This window comes from Azospirillum melinis, assembly GCF_013340935.1.
GTDB lineage: Bacteria > Pseudomonadota > Alphaproteobacteria > Azospirillales > Azospirillaceae > Azospirillum > Azospirillum melinis.
The window spans coordinates 267,825-284,335 of record NZ_WHOS01000002.1; the positions used below are offsets into that span (position 1 = coordinate 267,825).

Below are 16,511 nucleotides of genomic sequence, written 5' to 3' on the forward strand. Positions count from 1 at the left end.
TCAGGACAGGGGGGCGCAAAGGCGTTGAGCGCGGTCCGCCACCGCGTCGGCCGTGATGCCGAAATGGCGGTAGAGGTCTGCGGCGGGAGCGGACTCGCCGTAACGGTCAATGCCCACCACGTCGCCGGCGAGCCCGACGATGGCACGCCACAGCCCGGTTGCCCCGGCCTCCACCGCCAGCCGGGGAATGCCGTCGGGCAGTACGGCGCGGCGCCATGACAGATCCTGCCGGTCGAAAACCTCGCAGCAGGGCATGGAAACGACGCGGGCGGCGATGCCCCGGTTTGCGAGCAGCAGCCGGGCCTCCATGGCGATGGTCACCTCCGACCCGGTGGCGATAAACACCACATCGGGCCGCCCATCGTCGGCCAGCACATAGCCGCCATGGGCCACGTCACCGGCGCGATCAGTGCCGGCACGCCCTGTTCCTTGGGCTGGCAGGCCCTGTCGCGACAACAGCAGCGCGGTCGGCCCGTCCGACCGCTCCACCGCCGTGCGCCAGGCGATGGCGGTCTCCAGGGCATCGCACGGGCGCCAGACGTCGAGGTTCGGAATCAGACGCAGGCTGGCGGCGTGCTCGACCGGCTGATGGGTCGGACCGTCTTCGCCCAGGCCGATGCCGTCATGGGTGAAGACGTGGACCACGCGCAATCCCATCAGCGCCGACAGGCGCAGGCCGTTGCGAGCATAGTCGGAAAAGGCCAGGAAGGTGCCGCCGAAGGGCAGGAAGCCGCCATGCAGCGCCATACCGTTCATCACCGCCGCCATCGCGAATTCCCTCACGCCGTAATGAAGGTGGCGCCCGCCGCTCCCCCGCCAGTCGGTGAGGGTGGAGCCGGTCAGATCCGCCGATCCTCCCAGCAACTCCGGCAGCAGGCCTGCCAGCGCACCGATCGCCTGCTGTGACGCCTTGCGCGTCGCCATCGCCTCCGCCCGCGCGGCGACGGCGCCAATCCAAGCGTCGGCGGAATTGGCGAAGCCCTCCGGCAGATCGCCGCGCATCCGCCGCAGGAACTCCGCCGCGGCCTGCGGGTGGGCATCGGCACAGGCGTCGAACCGGGCCTGCCAGTCGGCCTGTACCGCCGCACCGCGCCGCCGGGCGTCCCAACCGGCACGCACCTCCTCCGCAATCTCGAAGGGCGGGGCGGTCCATCCGAGCGCGGCCCTGGTCGCGGCAACCTCCGCCGAGCCCAGCGGTGCGCCATGCGCTTCGGCCGAACCGGCCCGGTTGGGGGAGCCATAGCCGATCACCGTCCTGCAGCAGATGAGCGTCGGCTTGCCGCAGGGGGTGAGCGCCTCGTCGATGGCGGCGTCCAGCGCGTAGGCGTCGTGACCATCGACCTGCCGGATCACCCGCCAGCCATAGGCCTCGAACCGTTGCGCTGTGTCGTCGGTGAACCAGCCGGCGACGGGACCATCGATGGAAATGCCGTTGTCATCGTAGAAGACCACCAGCTTTTCCAAACCCAGCGTACCGGCCAGAGAGCAGGCCTCGTGGCTGATCCCCTCCATCAGGCAACCGTCGCCGACGAAGCAGAAGGTCCGGTGATCAACGATCCGGTGCCCCGGCCTGTTGACCTCCGCCCCCAGCAGCCGTTCGGCAAGTGCCATGCCGATGGCATTGGCGAGGCCCTGCCCCAGCGGTCCGGTGGTTGTCTCCACCCCCGGCGTCACGCCATATTCCGGATGTCCCGGCGTGCGGGAACCGAGCTGCCGGAAGCGCCGCAGTTCCTCCATCGGCAGGTCGTAGCCGGTCAGGTGAAGCAGGGCGTAGAGCAGCATGGAGCCGTGCCCGTTCGACAGCACGAAGCGGTCGCGGTCAGGCCAGCCGGGGTCGGTCGGATTGTGGCGCAGATGGCGACGCCACAGTGCCTCGGCGATGTCGGCCATTCCCATCGGCATGCCGGGATGGCCGCAATTCGCGGCCTCTACGGCATCGATGGCGAGCATGCGCAATGCGTTCGCCAACAGGCGGCGTCCGGAGCCGCGGTCGGGAGTGTTGTCGGGCAACTCAGTCGGCGAAACGGCAAGCCGGTCCTGTTCGCGGACCTCAATGGCCGCGGTCATCGATGCGTTCATCGCTGGTATCCTCCCCGATGGGTGTCTTTTCGGCGCCCCGCTCAGAACGCCTTCTTCTTGCGGTCAGCGAGCTGCCAGATCATCGGCGTGAAGATCAGCTGCATCGCCAGTGCCATCTTGTCGCCCGGACAGACGATGGTGTTGGGCCGGGTCATGAAGCTGTCCTTCAGCATCGACAGCAGATAAGGGAAATCGATGCCCTTCGGCCGGGTGAAGCGGATGACCAGCATGCTCTCGTCGGAGGTCGGAATGTCGCGGGCGATGAAGGGATTGCTGGTGTCCACCGTCGGCACACGCTGGAAATTCACGTCGGTGCTGCTGAATTGCGGGCAGATGTATTTCACGTAATCGGGCATGCGCCGCAGAATGGTGTCGACGATGGCCTCCTCCGAATAGCCGCGCATGTTGCGGTCACGGTGGATCTTCTGAATCCATTCGAGGTTCACGATGGGAACGACGCCGATCTTCAGGTCGGCATGACGGGCGAGATCGACGCGCTCGGTGCGCACGCAGCCGTGCAGCCCCTCATAGAACAGCAGGTCGGTGCCAGGTTCGATCTCCTCCCACGGCGTGAAGGTGCCGGGGTCCTGGCCGTAGGGCTCGGCCTCCTTGGCGTCATGCAGATAGCGGCGGAACCGGCCGCCGCCGGTCTCACCATAGCTGCGGAACAGATCGTCCAACTCCTCGAACAGGTTGGCGTCGGGACCGAAATGGCTGAAGGTCGAATGGGGCTCCTCCTGCGCTTCGGCGACCTTGGCGCGCATCTCCCGCCGGTCGTAGCGGTGGAAGCTGTCGCCCTCGACGATGGCGGCGGCGATGCTCTCCCTGCGGAAGATCTGCTGGAAGGTGCGGGTGACGGTGGTCGTTCCGGCGCCGGAGGAACCGGTGACGACGATGATCGGATGACGGGCCGACATGGTGTGATCTCCCTCAGCCGAGTGCCGCGGTTTCGGAGGCGAGGAACAGCGACCGGCTGCCGAACAGCGGGGCGTGGAAGGTCAGCTCCTCCCCGCGGTCGTAGGCGGCGTGATAGGCGACCAGCCGCTCCACCTCCGCCTTCGATCCTAGAATGACAGGCACACGCTGGTGCAGGGCCATCGGCTTGATGTCGAGAATGCGCTGCCGCCCGGTGCTGGCCGCCCCGCCCGCCTGCTCCACCAGCATGGCGATGGGGTTGGCCTCGTAGAGAAGGCGCAGCCTGCCCGGCTTGTGAGTCGGTCTGGCGTCGCGCGGATAGAGGAAGACGCCGCCGCGGATCAGGATCCGGTAGACCTCCGCCACCAGGGATGCGATCCAGCGCATGTTGAAATCCGTTTCGCGCGGGCCGGAACTGCCCTTGATGCACTCCTCGACATACATGCGGACCGGCGGCTCCCAGAAACGGGCGTTGGAGCTGTTGATGGCGAACTCGCAGACATGGTCGGGGATGCGCATGTCCGGGTGGGTCAGAGTGTAGGCGCCGATTTCGCGATCCAGGGTAAAGCCGTGCACGCCCTCGCCGAAGGTGGCGATGATCATGTCGGCCGGACCGTAGAGGGCGAAGCCGGCCGCCACCTGTTGCGTACCGGGCTGCAGGAAATGCTCCACCTCCGGCTCGTCCACGCCATCGGGCGCCTTGAGGATGGAGAAGATGGTGCCGACGGTCAGATTGACGTCGACGTTCGACGAGCCGTCCAGCGGATCGAAGGCCAGCAGATAGCGGCCGCGCGGATATTCGCGGGGGATGCGGTAGGGCTCCTCCATCTCCTCCGACGCCATGCCGCAGAGCTTGCCGCCATACTCGCAGGTGCGCAGCATGATCTCGTTGGCGATCAGGTCGAGCGGCTTCTGCGTCTCGCCATGAACGTTGACGCCGGGTTCGGGAGCCGGAACCGCCGGCTGGCCGGCGGACGGAGCCAGCGATCCGCGGGCGGCGGCACTGGCGATGAACTTGCACGCGGTCTGTACGTCGTTGAGCAGGGCCGTCAGGTCGGTGTCGGCCCCGCCGCGGCGGCGCTGGTCCTCGATGATGAATTTGCTGAAGGTGGTGTGACGGTGCGGCATCGGTTCCCCCTCTCTCGGTGTTATGTGCGGCCGGCTTGCTGCCGGCCTATTGTGTGAAGACGCGGCTCCGGCGGATGTCCTCCTCGGCGATGGTCAGCAGGTCGGCGGCGGCGATGGCGTTGCCGCGCGCTTCGAACAGGCGGTTGGCCTGACGCAGGCGGGCACGGTCCAGCGCGTTGCGGATGGAGCGGGCGTTGGCGAAGCGCGGCTGGGCCATGCGGCGCAGGATGTAATCGGCCATCGCCCGTTCGGCCTCCGGCGCTAGGCGGTACTGCATGCCCGCCGTCATCAGCCGAGCGATATCCAGCAACTCTTCCGCCTCGTAGTCGGGGAAATCGACATGGTGGGCGATGCGCGACGCCATGCCGGGATTGGAGCGGAAGAAAACCTCCATGCGGTCGCGGTAGCCGGCGAGGATCACCACGAGGTCGTCGCGGTTGTCCTCCATCACCTGGAGCAGGATTTCGATGGCTTCCTGCCCGTAATCGCGCTCGTTCTCCGGCCGGTAGAGGTAATAGGCCTCGTCGATGAACAGCACGCCGCCCATGGCGCGCTTCAGCACCTCCTTCGTCTTGGGTGCCGTGTGGCCGATATACTGGCCGACCAGATCGTCACGGGTAACGCTGACCACATGGTCGCGGCGGATGTAGCCCAGCCCATGGAGAAGCCCGGCCATGCGCCGCGCCACACTGGTCTTGCCGGTGCCGGGATTGCCGGTGAAGCACATGTGCAGCGACGGCGGCTCTGCCCGAAGGCCGATGCTGCGGCGGGCGCGCTCCACCAGCAGCAGGGCGGCGATCTCGCGGATGCGGGTCTTCACCGGCTTCAGCCCGACCAGTTCGCGATCCATCCCCGCCAGCATTCCGCCGATGCCGGACTCCCGGTAAAGCGCGTCGAGATCGACGGACGGAGTGTCGGACGGCCGGTCACGGGTCTCCTGGTCGAGAAGGCCGGTGGTCCCGCTCATGCCGCCCTCCATTCCGGTTCGGCCATCAGGGCGGCGCGCATCCGCCCGACCACGCCGCGATAGCCACCGTCGGCATCCGCCGCGCCGAAGATGGCGGATCCGGCGACGAAGATGTCGGCGCCGGCATCGGCCACGGCGCGGATGTTGTCAGGCTTGATGCCGCCGTCCACCTCCAGCCGGATGTCGCGGCCGGTACGCTCGCGGTGGCGGTCGATCCGGCGGCGGACTTCGGCAATCTTTTCGAACGCGGAGGGGATGAAGGACTGGCCGCCGAAGCCGGGATTGACCGACATGACGAGGATCAGGTCCAGCCGGTCCATCACATGGTCGAGATGGGTCAGTGGCGTGGCCGGATTCAGCGCCAGACCGGCGCGGCAGCCCTGTTCACGGATCAGCGCCAGGGTCCGGTCGGGATGGTCCGATGCCTCGGGGTGGAAACTGATGATGTCAGCGCCGGCCTTGGCGAACGGCGCCACCAGCGCATCGGCCGGACGCACCATCAGATGCACGTCGATGATGGCGCGGGTGCACGGGCGGATGGCGGCGCAGACCAGCGGGCCGATGGTCAGGTTCGGGACGTAATGATTGTCCATCACGTCGACATGGATGACCTCGCATCCGGCCTCCACCACCCGCTGCACCTCCTCGCCCAGCCGCGCGAAGTCGGCCGAGAGGATCGAAGGGGCGAGGAGATGTCCGGCTCCAAGCTCACGTCCCATGACGGGTCTCCCCGCCATAGCGCTCCCCGGGAGGACGACCGGTGGCATAGCTGCGCACCGTGTAGCCGATGCGGCGCCCCGGCCCTTCCGCACGCAGCAGCTCGAAGCCGGGTTCCTCCGCCGGGCGGTTGATCAGGAACGCCATGCGCACCGTCTCGAAGCCGTGCGAACTGTCGAAGGCGAGAACCTTGACATATTGGTCGGGATGGGCGGCGCGGCAGGCGTCGATCTCCATCATCACGCCCTTGGCGTCGCGCAGGTCGAACATGGGGTTGCCCCACATCGTCCAATAGCTGTTGCGCGGGTGTGGGTCGTCGGTGAACTCCACCGCCACGGCCCAGCCCTGGTCGAGGGCGTATTGCACCTGCTTGGTGATCTCCTCGTCCGTCAAATCCGGCAGGAAGGAGAACTGGCCCTGGGTCAGCCGCATGGGAATCGCTCCTTCACATCGCCGCGGTGGGGGTGGGGACGTAATCGACGCTGTCGGTGGAGGCGTAATCGAAGGTCACGTCCTTCCAGGTGTCGAGCGCCGCACGCAGCGGAGCGCACCAGCGGGCGGCCTCGCGCAGGATTTCCGGCCCCTCGTTCCAGATGTCGCGGCCCTCATTGCGGGCCTTGACCATCGTCTCCAGAGCGACACGGTTGGCGGTGGCACCGGCCTGAATGCCGTCGGGATGGCCGATGGTTCCGCCGCCGAACTGCAGGATCACATCCTCGCCCAGATAGGTCAGCAGCTGGTGCATCTGCCCGGCATGGATGCCACCGGACGCCACCGGCATCATCCGTTTCAGACCGGCCCAGGGCTGGTCGAAGAAAATGCCGTGCTGGAGATTCTGTGGAACATGGGTTTCGCGGCAGGTGTCGTAGATGCCGCGGATGACGTTGGGATCGCCCTCCAGCTTGCCGACGACGGTGCCGGCATGAATATGGTCGACGCCGGCCATGCGCATCCACTTGGCGATGACGCGGAACGACACGCCGTGGCTCTTCTGCCGGGTGTAGGTGGAATGGCCGGCGCGGTGCAGATGCAGGATCATGTCGTTGCGCCGCGCCCACTTCGCCATCGACTGGATCGCGGTATAGCCGATCACCAGATCGATCATGACGATGACGCTGCCCAGTTCCTTGGCGAACTCGGCGCGCTCGTACATGTCCTCCATGGTGGCGGCGGTGACATTCAGGTAGGTGCCCTTGATTTCCCCGGTCTCGGCAGTGGCACGGTTCACCCCCTCCATGCAGTAGAGGAAGCGGTCGCGCCAGTGCATGAAGGGCTGCGAGTTGATGTTCTCGTCGTCCTTGGTGAAATCGAGCCCACCCTTCAGCGCCTCATACACCACGCGACCATAGTTGCGGCCGGACAGGCCCAGCTTCGGCTTCATGGTGGCGCCCAGCAATGGCCGGCCGAAATTGTTCAGCCGCTCGCGCTCCACCACGATGCCGGTCGCCGGCCCCTGGAAGGTTTTGAGATAGGCGATGGGGATTCGCATATCCTCGAGCCGCAGACCCTTCAGAGGCTTGAAGCCGAAGACGTTGCCGATGATCGACGCGGTCAGGTTGGCGATCGACCCTTCCTCGAACAGGTCGAGTTCATAGGCGATGTAGGCGAAATACTGTCCGGGCATACCGGGCACCGGATCGACGCGGAAGGCCTTGGCCCGGTAGCGCTCACAGTCGGTCAAGCGGTCGGTCCAAACCACGGTCCAGGTGGCGGTGGAACTCTCGCCGGCAACCGCCGCTGCCGCTTCCTCCGGATCGACGCCATCCTGCGGCGTGATGCGGAAGACGGCGAGAATGTCGGTGTCCTTCGGTTCGTAGTCCGGCTCCCAATAGCCCATCTGCCGGTATTTCAGCACACCGGGCCGGTAACGGGCCTTGGGATCGCTGACGACCGCGTCGCCGGCCTTCTCATCAGGAGGGAGCGCTGTCGATACGTAATTCATCGTCCTCACCTCGTCGGTGACGTTCGGTTCGTTCGACGAAAACGTTAGCCCTACGTACTATTGAGGAAAATTCAAATACGCAGCACAGTATGGATAGGTATTCCTCGTGAATGGCGCCAGCCGATGACCATCCAGCATGCCACTCTGCGCCAGCTTCAGATCTTCACCGCCGCCGCCCGCAACCTGTCCTTCGCCCGCGTGGCGGAACAGTTCGGCCTGACGCCCGGCGCGGTCTCGTTCCAGATCAAGCAGGTGGAGGGCCATTGTAGCTTCCCGCTGTTCGAGCGGGTGGGCCGGGGCGTCGTCCTGACGGAGGCGGGGCGCGACCTGCTGGAACACGCGACGCTGATCCTCCAGGCGCTGGACAATGCCGACCGGCGAATGCAGGCGCTGAAGGGGGTTACCGGCGGCAACGTCACCATCGGGCTTGTCAGCACCGCCAAATACATCGCCCCGCACATGGTGTCCCGCTTCCAGGCGGAGCGGCCGGGCGTATCGATCCATCTCCAGGATGGCAACCGGCGCGAAGTGAATGCGATGGTGGCGAAGGGCGAGGTCGATCTTGCCATCATGGGCCGACCTTTGGATGCGGATGAGTTGCTGGCCGAACCGTTCGCCCGCCATCCCAGCATCATCATCTGCGCGCCGAGCCATCCGCTGGCCCAGGCCCCGACACTCCGCCTGTCCGACTTGGCCGACAGCGACTTCATCGCACGGGAGGAAGGGGCCGGCACGCGGGCGCTCACCGATGCCTATTTCCAGGGCCAGGGTTTCTCCCCGCACATCGTCATGACATCCAGCAGCAACGAGACGATCAAGCAGGCGGTGATGGCCGGAATCGGTGTCGCCCTGCTGTCCCGCCACACCGTGAACCTGGAACTGGCACTGGGCATGTTGAGCGAGCTGAGGGTGGAGGGACTGCCGCTGATGCGGTCATGGTACATCGCCCACCGCCGCAGCCTGCCGCTGCTACCGGTCCATGCACAGTTGCGCAGCTATCTGCTGGAGCGCGGACAGGCAATCATCGACAGCCTCCATGCCGGCCACCGGGCGCTGGCCCCCGGCACCTGAGTCCTGGCGTCAGGCCAGCACGATGCGCACCCCGGCGGCGGTCAACCGTTCCGACCTTGCGGCGTCCAATCCGTCATCGCAACACAGGAAATCGAAACTGTCGAGCTTGGCGAAGAAGGCCGGTTTGACCTGATCGAACTTGCTGCTGTCGATGACCAGCGCCCTGGTCACCGCGTTGGCGATGGCCGTCTGCTTGATCTCCACCTCATGGAAGTTCGAGCAGCTGATCCCCAGCGACTCGTGCACGCCGCCGGCCGAGATGAAGGCGGTGTTGATGCCGATGCCCCGCAGCATCTCCAGCGATTCCGGACTGGAGAAGGAGGCGGAGGAGGCATGGTAAAGGCCGCCCAGCATGACCACACGTACGCCGGGCTTCTTGCAGACGATCTCCGCAATGTTCATCGCGTAACAGACCACGGTGATCTGGCTGTCGGCGGGGATGCGGCTGGCGAGATGGGTGGTGGTGGTGCCACAATCGATGAAGACCGTTTCACCCGGCTTCAGCAGGCTTGCCGCCGCCTCGCAGGCGGTGCGCTTCATTTCAATGTGGGCGTCCCGCTCGCGATCCAGGATGTAACCCATACCTCCTGCGCTCTCCAGCCCGCCGGCGATGTAGCCGCCAAGATAGGCGAATCGTCCGCCGCAGGACGCGATATCGCGCCGCACCGTCATTTCCGATACGCCCAGCAGCCGCGCCGCATCCTTCAGCCGAAGATAGCCGTCGGCATCCAAGGCGGACTGCAACCGGTTCAGACGCTCGGCCTTTCTCATCGACATGTCCGCATTCCGCACCGTTTCCGCCCTTCCCGCCAGCGGCCACACCTTACAATCCACACGGGTTAATCCCAATGGTGCAAACCTTGAACAGGAGGGCCGTGGTCAAGATCACAATCGCGTGCATTGATCTTGACACAGTGCGCGACAGCGTGAAACTATCCTTTCAGAAAATGTTAGGATGTTAACATCGTAGGATGCTCCCAAAGGGGAACTCTGAAGCGGTGTCGGCATCCCGGCGACAATCGAGGAGAGCCCCCAAGGACAAGGGGCTCCCCGGGAGGACCAATATGCCGATACCCAGCGTTCCGGCGGAGCCGGCCGGTCTGGCTCCGTTCATCGACCACACTCTGTTGCGTCCCGATGCCCAGCCCGCCGAGGTCGAGCGGCTGTGCGACGAGGCGCGTGCGCACGCCTTCAAGGCGGTCTGCGTCAACCCCGTCTTCATCCCACTGGTGACCGAACGGCTGGCCGGATCGCCGGTGGCGCCCTGCGCCGTCATCTGCTTCCCCTTCGGCGCCGATCCTTCGGCGATCAAGGCGGACGAGGCCGAGTGGGTGGTTCGCCATGGCGCCCGCGAGGTCGACATGGTGATCCCCATCGGCCTGCTGAAAGCCGGGCGGACAAGCGAGGTGCGCGACGACATCGCCGAGGTCAAGCGAGCCTGTGGCAACGCCCTGCTGAAGGTCATCATCGAGACCAGCCTGCTCACCGACGAGGAGAAGATCCTGGCCTGCCGCCTGTCGCAGGAGGCCGGGGCCGATTTCGTCAAGACCTCCACCGGCTTCGCCGGGGGTGGTGCCACCGCCGAGGATGTGGCGCTGATGCGCCGGACCGTCGGCGACGGCATGGGCGTCAAGGCGTCGGGCGGCGTGCGGACCACCGAGGACGCCCGCCGCATGATCGCGGCCGGTGCCTCGCGCATCGGCGCCAGCGCCAGCGTGGCGATCATCGGCGGCTGAGGCCGCCAGCTTCGCACACGTAGCGTAGCGTGCCGGTCGGGCGGGAGTTCCGTCCGTCCCGCCCGGCACGGCATCATCAAAAACGGAACGCGGAGGGGGTGGCAAACACCCCGGTGCTGCCGGCGGGTTGCGGAGTTCCGTCCCCGCCGTGCCGTGCGAATCGCCTCTCATGGGAGTCACGCCGACATGAAGAAGTTGCTGTCCTCGCTCATCGTCGCCGCATCGCTGGTCGCCGGGCCGGCGATGGCCGCCGATCCGGTTCCGACTCCGGATGCCGTCAAGACGCTGAAGTCCGACGCCACCAAGAAGAAATACACCATCGCCACCGTGGTGAAGGTCGACGGCATCGCCTGGTTCGACCGCATGCGCGACGGCGTGAAGCAGTTCGCCAGCGACACCGGCCACGACACCTGGATGGTGGGGCCGAGCCAGGCCGACGCGGCGGCGCAGGTCCAGCTGGTCGAGAACCTGATCGCCCAGGGCGTCGACGCCATCGCCATCGTCCCCTTCTCGGTCGAGGCCGTGGAGCCGGTGCTGAAGAAGGCGCGCGACCGCGGCATCGTGGTGATCGCGCATGAGGCGTCGAACATCCAGAACGCCGACTATGTGCTGGAGGCCTTCGACAACTTCGCCTACGGCGCCAAGCTGATGGAAGTGCTGGGCAAGGCGATGGGCGGCGAGGGCAAGTATGTCTGCACCGTCGGCAGCCTGACCTCGAAGTCGCAGAACGAGTGGATCGACGGTGCCGTCGCCTATCAGAAGGAACATTTCCCGAAGATGCAGATGGTGACCAACCGTCTGGAGACTTATGACGACGCCAACACCGACTACAATAAGCTGAAGGAAGTCCTGACGACATATCCGGACCTGAAGGGCATCGTCGGCGGTCCGATGCCGACCTCGGCCGGCGCCGGCCGTCTGGTGGCGGAACGTGGGCTGAAGAACAAGCTGTTCTTCTCCGGCACGGGTCTGGTGTCGGTGGCCGGCCAGTACCTGACCCAGGGCGACATCCAGTACATCCAGTTCTGGGATCCGGCGGTCGCCGGCTATGCCATGAACATGCTGGCGGTGATGGCGCTGGACGGCAAGAAGGACCAGATCAAGGCCGGCCTGAACCTGGGCCTGCCGGGCTACACCGCCCTGACGACGCCGCAGGGGGCAAAGGCCAACCTGCTGTACGGCCAGGGCTGGGTCGGCGTCACCAAGGAAAACATGGGCTCCTACGACTTCTGATGACACGGACACGGGCGCCGGCGGCCGGAAACGACGGCCGGCGCCCGCATCTTCACCCTTTCCTCGAACCGCCGGGCGGAAGACATGTCGGACGGTTTCATCGAACTCCGGAACATCCGGAAGGTGTTTGCCGGCGTCGTGGCGCTGGACGCCATGTCGCTGGTCATCAAGCCTGGCGAGATCCATTGCCTGGCCGGCGAGAACGGGTCGGGCAAATCCACCGTCATCAAGATCATGTCCGGCGTCTACCAACCGGACGGCGGCGAGATCCTGATCGACGGCAAGACGATGCCCGGCATGTCGCCGATCGAGGCCATCGCCCACGGCGTCCAGGTCATCTACCAGGACTTCTCCCTGTTCGGGAATTTGACGGTCGCCGAAAATCTGGCGATGAACGTTCATCTCGGCGAGAAGCGGCGCTTGATGAACTGGCGGCGCACCCGCGCCATCGCCCGCGAGGCGGTCGACCGGCTGGGCGTGGAGCTGGATCTGGACGCGGAGGTCGCGTCGCTGCCGACCGCCGGCAAGCAGCTGGTCGCCATCGCCCGCGCGCTGATGTCTGACGCCCGCCTGATCATCATGGACGAGCCGACCACCGCCTTGACCCGCAAGGAGGTCGAGACGCTGTTCCGCATCGTCCGCGACATCCAGGCGCGCGGCATCGCCATCCTGTTCGTCAGCCACAAGATGCGGGAGATGCTGGAGATCAGCGAACGCATCACCGTGATCCGCAACGGCCGCAAGGTGGCGGAGGGGCCGACCGGCGACTTCGACGAGGCGCTGATCACCCGCCACATGACCGGCGGCGACATCCTCAACCAACCCTATGTCTGGACCCCGCCGCCCGGCCCGCCGCCGGCGCCCCGGCTGGAAATCCGCAGCCTGACCGTGCCCGGCAAATGCGAGGATCTGAGCCTCGCCATCCGGCCGGGCGAGATCGTCGGGCTGTCCGGCCTGCTCGGTTCCGGCCGTACCGATCTGGCCCTGGCGCTGTTCGGCATGGTGCCGCGCTATGAAGGCGAAATCCTGATCGACGGCGCGCCAGTGAGGCTGCGCACGACCCAGGAGGCCATCGCCGCCGGTATCGCCTATGTGCCGGAGGACCGGCTGACCGAAGGGCTGTTCCTGCCGCAGAGCATCAAGCGCAACATGCTCGCCACCTCCTACGAGCGGCTGGCGCCCAAGCTGGTGATCGACCGCGAGCGTGCAGAGGAGATGACGCAGGGCATGGTCCGCGCCATGCAGATCGCCACCCCCACCGCCGAGAAGCCGGTGATGCAGCTCTCGGGCGGCAACCAGCAGCGCGTGGTGCTGGCCCGCTGGCTGCTGACCGACGCCCGCGTGCTGATCCTCAACGGCCCGACGGTCGGCGTCGATGTCGGGTCCAAGGCGGAGATCCATGCCAAGATCCGGGAGCTGGCGCAGCATCACGGCCTCGCCGTCCTGATGATCTCCGACGACGTGCTGGAGCTGGTGCAGAACTGCAACCGCATCGTGCTGATGCATCGCGGGCGCTTCATCGAGGATCTGCCCGCCGCCGCCGTCACCGAAGAGACGGTCAGCGACCGGCTCAAGACCTTTACCTGAGGGAGGAACCGATGGCCCTGCTCCGCCGGTCGGAAACGGTCATCGCGGGCATCCTGCTGCTCGCCATGGTCCTCATCGGCACGATCAACCCCGCCTTCTGGCAGCTCGACAACCTGTTCAGCCTGATGCGCAGCAACGTCATCATCGGCATCATGGCGATGGGCGTGCTGCTGGTGCTGATCTCCGGCGGCATCGACGTGTCGTTCCCGGCCTTCGCCGTCGCCGCCATGTACCTGACGATCAAGGGCATGCTGGCGCTGGAATACAACGGCGTCGTCCTGCCGCTGCTGGCCGCCACGATCATGGGGCTGGCGTTCGGCGCGGTGAACGGCTTCTTCGTCTACAAGTTCCGCATGATCCCGCTGATCGTGACGCTGGGCACCAGCGCCATGGTGCGCGGCTTCCTGCTGGGCGTCGTCGGCACCAGCATGATCAACATCAACAAGATGCCGACCGCGCTGATCAACTTCGGCCGCACCGACGTGGTCAGCGTCACCAAGGCCGACGGCACCACCTATGGCCTGACGGCGATGGTGCTGATCTATCTCGGGCTGGCGCTCGCCATGCATCTGGTGCTGCGCCACACCATGATCGGCCGCAGCGCCTATGCGCTGGGCGGCGATCCCGAGGCGGCGCGGCGCGCCGGCTTCGATTTGCGCAAGACCATCTTCTTCATCTACTGCGTCGCCGGCGCGCTGGCCGGTTTCGCCGGGCTTCTGCACAGCGGCATGATCTGGCTGGCCAACCCGCGCGACTTCGTGGGTCTTGAACTGGACGTCATCGCCGCGGTGGTGTTGGGCGGGGCGTCGATCTTCGGCGGGCGGGGCAGCGTGCTCGGCACCATGCTCGGCGTCTTCATGCTGGTGATGGTCAAGAACAGCCTGATCATCATGCGCGTGGACACCACCTGGCAGCTCGTCGTCGTGGGTCTGATCGTCATCGCCGCGACCGCACTGTCGGCGTGGCGCGACCGCCGCCGGGCGGCGTGAGGAGGCGGGAGCATGAAGGCACAAATGAACATCCGCAGCCTGGTCAACCGCGACAACAACATCCTCCAGCTTCTGGTGATGACGGTGCTGATCTTCGCCGTGATGACGGCGCTCAGCCCGGACAAGTTCCTGCGCTACTACAACTTCGAATCGATCACCTACATCTTCCCGGAACTGGGGCTGCTCTCCATCGCGATGATGATCGCCATGCTGACCGGCGGTATCGACCTGTCGGTGGTGGGGGTCGCCAATTTGTCGGGCATCCTGGCCGGCGTCCTGTTCCACAAGATGGCGGGAGCGGCCGGCATCGCCGATACCGGTATCCTGACCGTCCTGTTGGGCGGGGTGATCGCGCTCGGCACCGGGCTGGTGGCGGGGACGGTCAACGGGCTGCTGATCACCCGCCTCGGCATCACGCCGATCCTGGCGACACTGGGAACGGGACAGGTCTTCACCGGGCTTGCCATCGTGCTGACCGGCGGACCGGCCATCGTCGGCTTTCCCACCGCCTGGGCCTTCCTCGGCAACGGCAAGATCCTCGGGCTGGCGACGCCCTTCGTGCTGTTCGCGGTGATCGCCGTCCTGATCGCCTTCGTGCTGAGCCGTACCGCGCTGGGCATCAACCTGATGCTGATCGGCACCAACCCGAAGGCGGCGCTGTTCGCCGGGCTGAAGCGGGAACGGATGGTGCTGTACAGCTACATGCTGACCGGCGTGCTGGCCTCGGTCGCCGGCATCATCCTGTCGGGGCGGACCAATGCGGCGAAGTCGGATTACGGCACGTCCTACCTGCTGCAGGCGGTGCTGATCGCCGTGCTGGGCGGCACCAACCCCGCGGGAGGGCGCGGCACGGTTCTGGGCATCACCATCGCGGTGGCGGCGCTGATGCTGCTGTCGAGCGGGTTCCAGATCCTGCGCTTCTCCAACCACCTGATCGACTTCATCTGGGGCGCCTTCCTTCTGCTGGTCATCGCCATCAACGCCTACAAGAACCGCACCCGCTAGACGGCTTCCGATAGGGAGGAAATCCCATGAGCGTCCGAACCGCAATCCATTTCCGCAAAAGCTTCTTCGGCGAGGCCGAGCGTCCGGTCGCCGAGGCGCATGGCATGACCGCTAGCCTGTTTCGCTACGACAGCGGGATCGAGGCGGTGCGGCTGTCCAATCGGCGCGGGCATCTGGTGGTGCTGCCCTATTACGGCCAGATGGTGTGGGACGCCGTGTTCGACGGCGTCGACCTGACCATGTCGAATATGTTCGACATGCCACGTCCGGCAACCGAGATCGTCGGCACCTATGGCTGCTTCGCCTTCCATTCCGGGCTGCTGCGCAACGGCTGCCCCGGCCCGCAGGACAGCCATCTCCTGCATGGCGAAATGCCGTGCGCGCCGATGGATGCAGCCGGGCTGGAGGTGGGGGAGGATGACGAAGGCCCCTATATGGCGGTGACCGGCTGGCGCGAGTATGTGATGGGCTTCGGCGCCCATTACGTCGCCCGCCCGCGCGTCGTGCTGCGTCCCGGCTCCGCCCTGTTCGACATCGGAATGGAGGTGGAGAACCTGTCGGGTGCCGCCATGGACCTGATGTACATGTGCCACGTCAACTTCGCCTTCGCCGAGGGTGCCCGCATCGTCCAGCCCGCCCCCTTCACACCGGAGGCAACGGCGGTGCGCACGGTGGTGCCGGCCCATGTGCCGCGCAGCCCGGCCTATGACGCACTGCTGTCCGACCTCGCCCGCGATCCGGCGGTGATGGAAGTGCTGGACGAGCCTGGGCGCTACGACCCGGAACAGGTCTTCTACATCCGAGGCCTGCGCACCGACGAGGAAGGCGGCACCGCGGTGATGATGCGGCGGCGCGAGGGCGACGCCTTCCACATCGCCTACAGCACGCAGGAGTTCCCCAAGACGGTGCGCTGGGTGCTGGTCAACAGCGACCAGAAGGTCTGCGCCTTTGCCCTGCCCTCCACCTGCGAGCCGGAGGGCTACATTGCGGAGAGCGCGAAGGGCAATGTCCAGACGCTGGCGGGCGGCGAGACCCGGCGCTTTTCCGTGCGGCTGGGCTATCTGACCGCCGACGAGGCCGAAGCCGGGGAACGCGCCATCAGGGCGTTGTGAGTCTGGGCGCTGTAACAAGGAGTGACGAAG

The 16,511-nt window shown here is 66.1% G+C and carries 15 protein-coding genes; 7 read left to right on the forward strand and 8 right to left on the reverse strand.

All coding sequences use genetic code 11. The features are described from left to right. The 7 genes from tkt to GBZ48_RS02915 are packed head-to-tail and all read right to left on the reverse strand — an operon-like array spanning position 1 to position 7,748. Entirely contained in the window at positions 1-2,079 is a 2,079-nt protein-coding gene (gene tkt / locus GBZ48_RS02885; protein WP_174469623.1) for a transketolase, read from the reverse strand. Positions 2,080-2,120: 41 nt separating this feature from the next. Beyond that, positions 2,121-2,996, reverse strand: a complete 876-nt coding sequence (locus tag GBZ48_RS02890; protein ID WP_174469624.1) for a phosphoribulokinase — start codon at positions 2,994-2,996, stop codon at positions 2,121-2,123. A 13-nt stretch (positions 2,997-3,009) separates the two neighbouring features. Continuing rightward, a complete protein-coding gene (locus tag GBZ48_RS02895) occupies positions 3,010-4,122 on the reverse strand; it encodes a class 1 fructose-bisphosphatase (protein ID WP_174469625.1) in 1,113 nt (370 codons plus the stop codon). A 46-nt stretch (positions 4,123-4,168) separates the two neighbouring features. Further along, a complete protein-coding gene (cbbX, locus tag GBZ48_RS02900) occupies positions 4,169-5,089 on the reverse strand; it encodes a CbbX protein (RefSeq protein WP_246306945.1) in 921 nt (306 codons plus the stop codon). After that, positions 5,086-5,808: a ribulose-phosphate 3-epimerase gene (rpe, locus tag GBZ48_RS02905; protein WP_174469627.1), complete on the reverse strand. Its 723-nt coding sequence runs from the start codon at positions 5,806-5,808 to the stop codon at positions 5,086-5,088. Before rpe ends, cbbX begins: the two co-directional genes overlap by 4 nt. After that, positions 5,798-6,238 carry a ribulose bisphosphate carboxylase small subunit gene (locus GBZ48_RS02910; RefSeq protein ID WP_174469628.1) on the reverse strand — a complete coding sequence of 147 codons (441 nt, stop codon included), beginning with the start codon at positions 6,236-6,238 and terminating at the stop codon, positions 5,798-5,800. Before GBZ48_RS02910 ends, rpe begins: the two co-directional genes overlap by 11 nt. Positions 6,239-6,251: 13 nt before the next feature. Next, positions 6,252-7,748, reverse strand: a complete 1,497-nt coding sequence (locus GBZ48_RS02915) for a form I ribulose bisphosphate carboxylase large subunit (RefSeq protein ID WP_174469629.1) — start codon at positions 7,746-7,748, stop codon at positions 6,252-6,254. Positions 7,749-7,871: 123 nt separating this feature from the next. On the opposite strand from GBZ48_RS02915, the gene GBZ48_RS02920 reads away from it, so the two are divergent. Beyond that, positions 7,872-8,819, forward strand: a complete 948-nt coding sequence (locus GBZ48_RS02920; RefSeq protein WP_174469630.1) for a LysR family transcriptional regulator — start codon at positions 7,872-7,874, stop codon at positions 8,817-8,819. 9 nt (positions 8,820-8,828) lie between these two features. On the opposite strand, the gene GBZ48_RS02925 is transcribed toward GBZ48_RS02920, so the two are convergent. Further along, positions 8,829-9,596, reverse strand: a complete 768-nt coding sequence (locus GBZ48_RS02925) for a DeoR/GlpR family DNA-binding transcription regulator (RefSeq protein WP_174469631.1) — start codon at positions 9,594-9,596, stop codon at positions 8,829-8,831. Between the two features lie 287 nt (positions 9,597-9,883). Between GBZ48_RS02925 and deoC the strand changes: the two genes are divergently transcribed. The 6 genes from deoC to GBZ48_RS02955 all read left to right on the forward strand — a co-directional run bounded on the left by deoC (position 9,884) and on the right by GBZ48_RS02955 (position 16,481). After that, complete coding sequence (gene deoC, locus GBZ48_RS02930) at positions 9,884-10,555, forward strand: deoxyribose-phosphate aldolase (protein WP_174469632.1); 672 nt, start codon at positions 9,884-9,886, stop codon at positions 10,553-10,555. Between the two features lie 186 nt (positions 10,556-10,741). After that, positions 10,742-11,788 carry an autoinducer 2 ABC transporter substrate-binding protein gene (locus tag GBZ48_RS02935; protein WP_109047330.1) on the forward strand — a complete coding sequence of 349 codons (1,047 nt, stop codon included), beginning with the start codon at positions 10,742-10,744 and terminating at the stop codon, positions 11,786-11,788. A gap of 84 nt (positions 11,789-11,872) precedes the next feature. Next, positions 11,873-13,375, forward strand: coding sequence for a sugar ABC transporter ATP-binding protein (locus GBZ48_RS02940; RefSeq protein WP_174469633.1), 1,503 nt, complete (start codon positions 11,873-11,875; stop codon positions 13,373-13,375). A gap of 11 nt (positions 13,376-13,386) precedes the next feature. Beyond that, on the forward strand, positions 13,387-14,364 hold the full coding sequence (locus GBZ48_RS02945) for an ABC transporter permease (protein WP_174469634.1): 978 nt from the start codon (positions 13,387-13,389) through the stop codon (positions 14,362-14,364). A 12-nt stretch (positions 14,365-14,376) separates the two neighbouring features. After that, complete coding sequence (locus GBZ48_RS02950) at positions 14,377-15,369, forward strand: ABC transporter permease (protein ID WP_174469635.1); 993 nt, start codon at positions 14,377-14,379, stop codon at positions 15,367-15,369. A gap of 26 nt (positions 15,370-15,395) precedes the next feature. Next, on the forward strand, positions 15,396-16,481 hold the full coding sequence (locus GBZ48_RS02955; RefSeq protein ID WP_174469636.1) for an aldose 1-epimerase family protein: 1,086 nt from the start codon (positions 15,396-15,398) through the stop codon (positions 16,479-16,481). Positions 16,482-16,511 lie beyond the last annotated feature (30 nt).

Excerpts from the sequence above, each read along its gene's own strand:
- GBZ48_RS02950 (WP_174469635.1), top strand. The coding sequence starts at position 14,377 with ATGAAGGCACAAATGAACATCCGCAGCCTGGTCAACCGCGACAACAAC.
- GBZ48_RS02920 (WP_174469630.1), top strand. The coding sequence starts at position 7,872 with ATGACCATCCAGCATGCCACTCTGCGCCAGCTTCAGATCTTCACCGCC.
- GBZ48_RS02940 (WP_174469633.1), top strand. The coding sequence starts at position 11,873 with ATGTCGGACGGTTTCATCGAACTCCGGAACATCCGGAAGGTGTTTGCC.
- GBZ48_RS02925 (WP_174469631.1), bottom strand. The coding sequence starts at position 9,596 with ATGTCGATGAGAAAGGCCGAGCGTCTGAACCGGTTGCAGTCCGCCTTG.
- GBZ48_RS02935 (WP_109047330.1), top strand. The coding sequence starts at position 10,742 with ATGAAGAAGTTGCTGTCCTCGCTCATCGTCGCCGCATCGCTGGTCGCC.
- GBZ48_RS02915 (WP_174469629.1), bottom strand. The coding sequence starts at position 7,748 with ATGAATTACGTATCGACAGCGCTCCCTCCTGATGAGAAGGCCGGCGAC.
- rpe (WP_174469627.1), bottom strand. The coding sequence starts at position 5,808 with ATGGGACGTGAGCTTGGAGCCGGACATCTCCTCGCCCCTTCGATCCTC.
- cbbX (WP_246306945.1), bottom strand. The coding sequence starts at position 5,089 with ATGAGCGGGACCACCGGCCTTCTCGACCAGGAGACCCGTGACCGGCCG.
- tkt (WP_174469623.1), bottom strand. The coding sequence starts at position 2,079 with ATGAACGCATCGATGACCGCGGCCATTGAGGTCCGCGAACAGGACCGG.
- deoC (WP_174469632.1), top strand. The coding sequence starts at position 9,884 with ATGCCGATACCCAGCGTTCCGGCGGAGCCGGCCGGTCTGGCTCCGTTC.
- GBZ48_RS02910 (WP_174469628.1), bottom strand. The coding sequence starts at position 6,238 with ATGCGGCTGACCCAGGGCCAGTTCTCCTTCCTGCCGGATTTGACGGAC.
- GBZ48_RS02945 (WP_174469634.1), top strand. The coding sequence starts at position 13,387 with ATGGCCCTGCTCCGCCGGTCGGAAACGGTCATCGCGGGCATCCTGCTG.
- GBZ48_RS02895 (WP_174469625.1), bottom strand. The coding sequence starts at position 4,122 with ATGCCGCACCGTCACACCACCTTCAGCAAATTCATCATCGAGGACCAG.
- GBZ48_RS02890 (WP_174469624.1), bottom strand. The coding sequence starts at position 2,996 with ATGTCGGCCCGTCATCCGATCATCGTCGTCACCGGTTCCTCCGGCGCC.
- GBZ48_RS02955 (WP_174469636.1), top strand. The coding sequence starts at position 15,396 with ATGAGCGTCCGAACCGCAATCCATTTCCGCAAAAGCTTCTTCGGCGAG.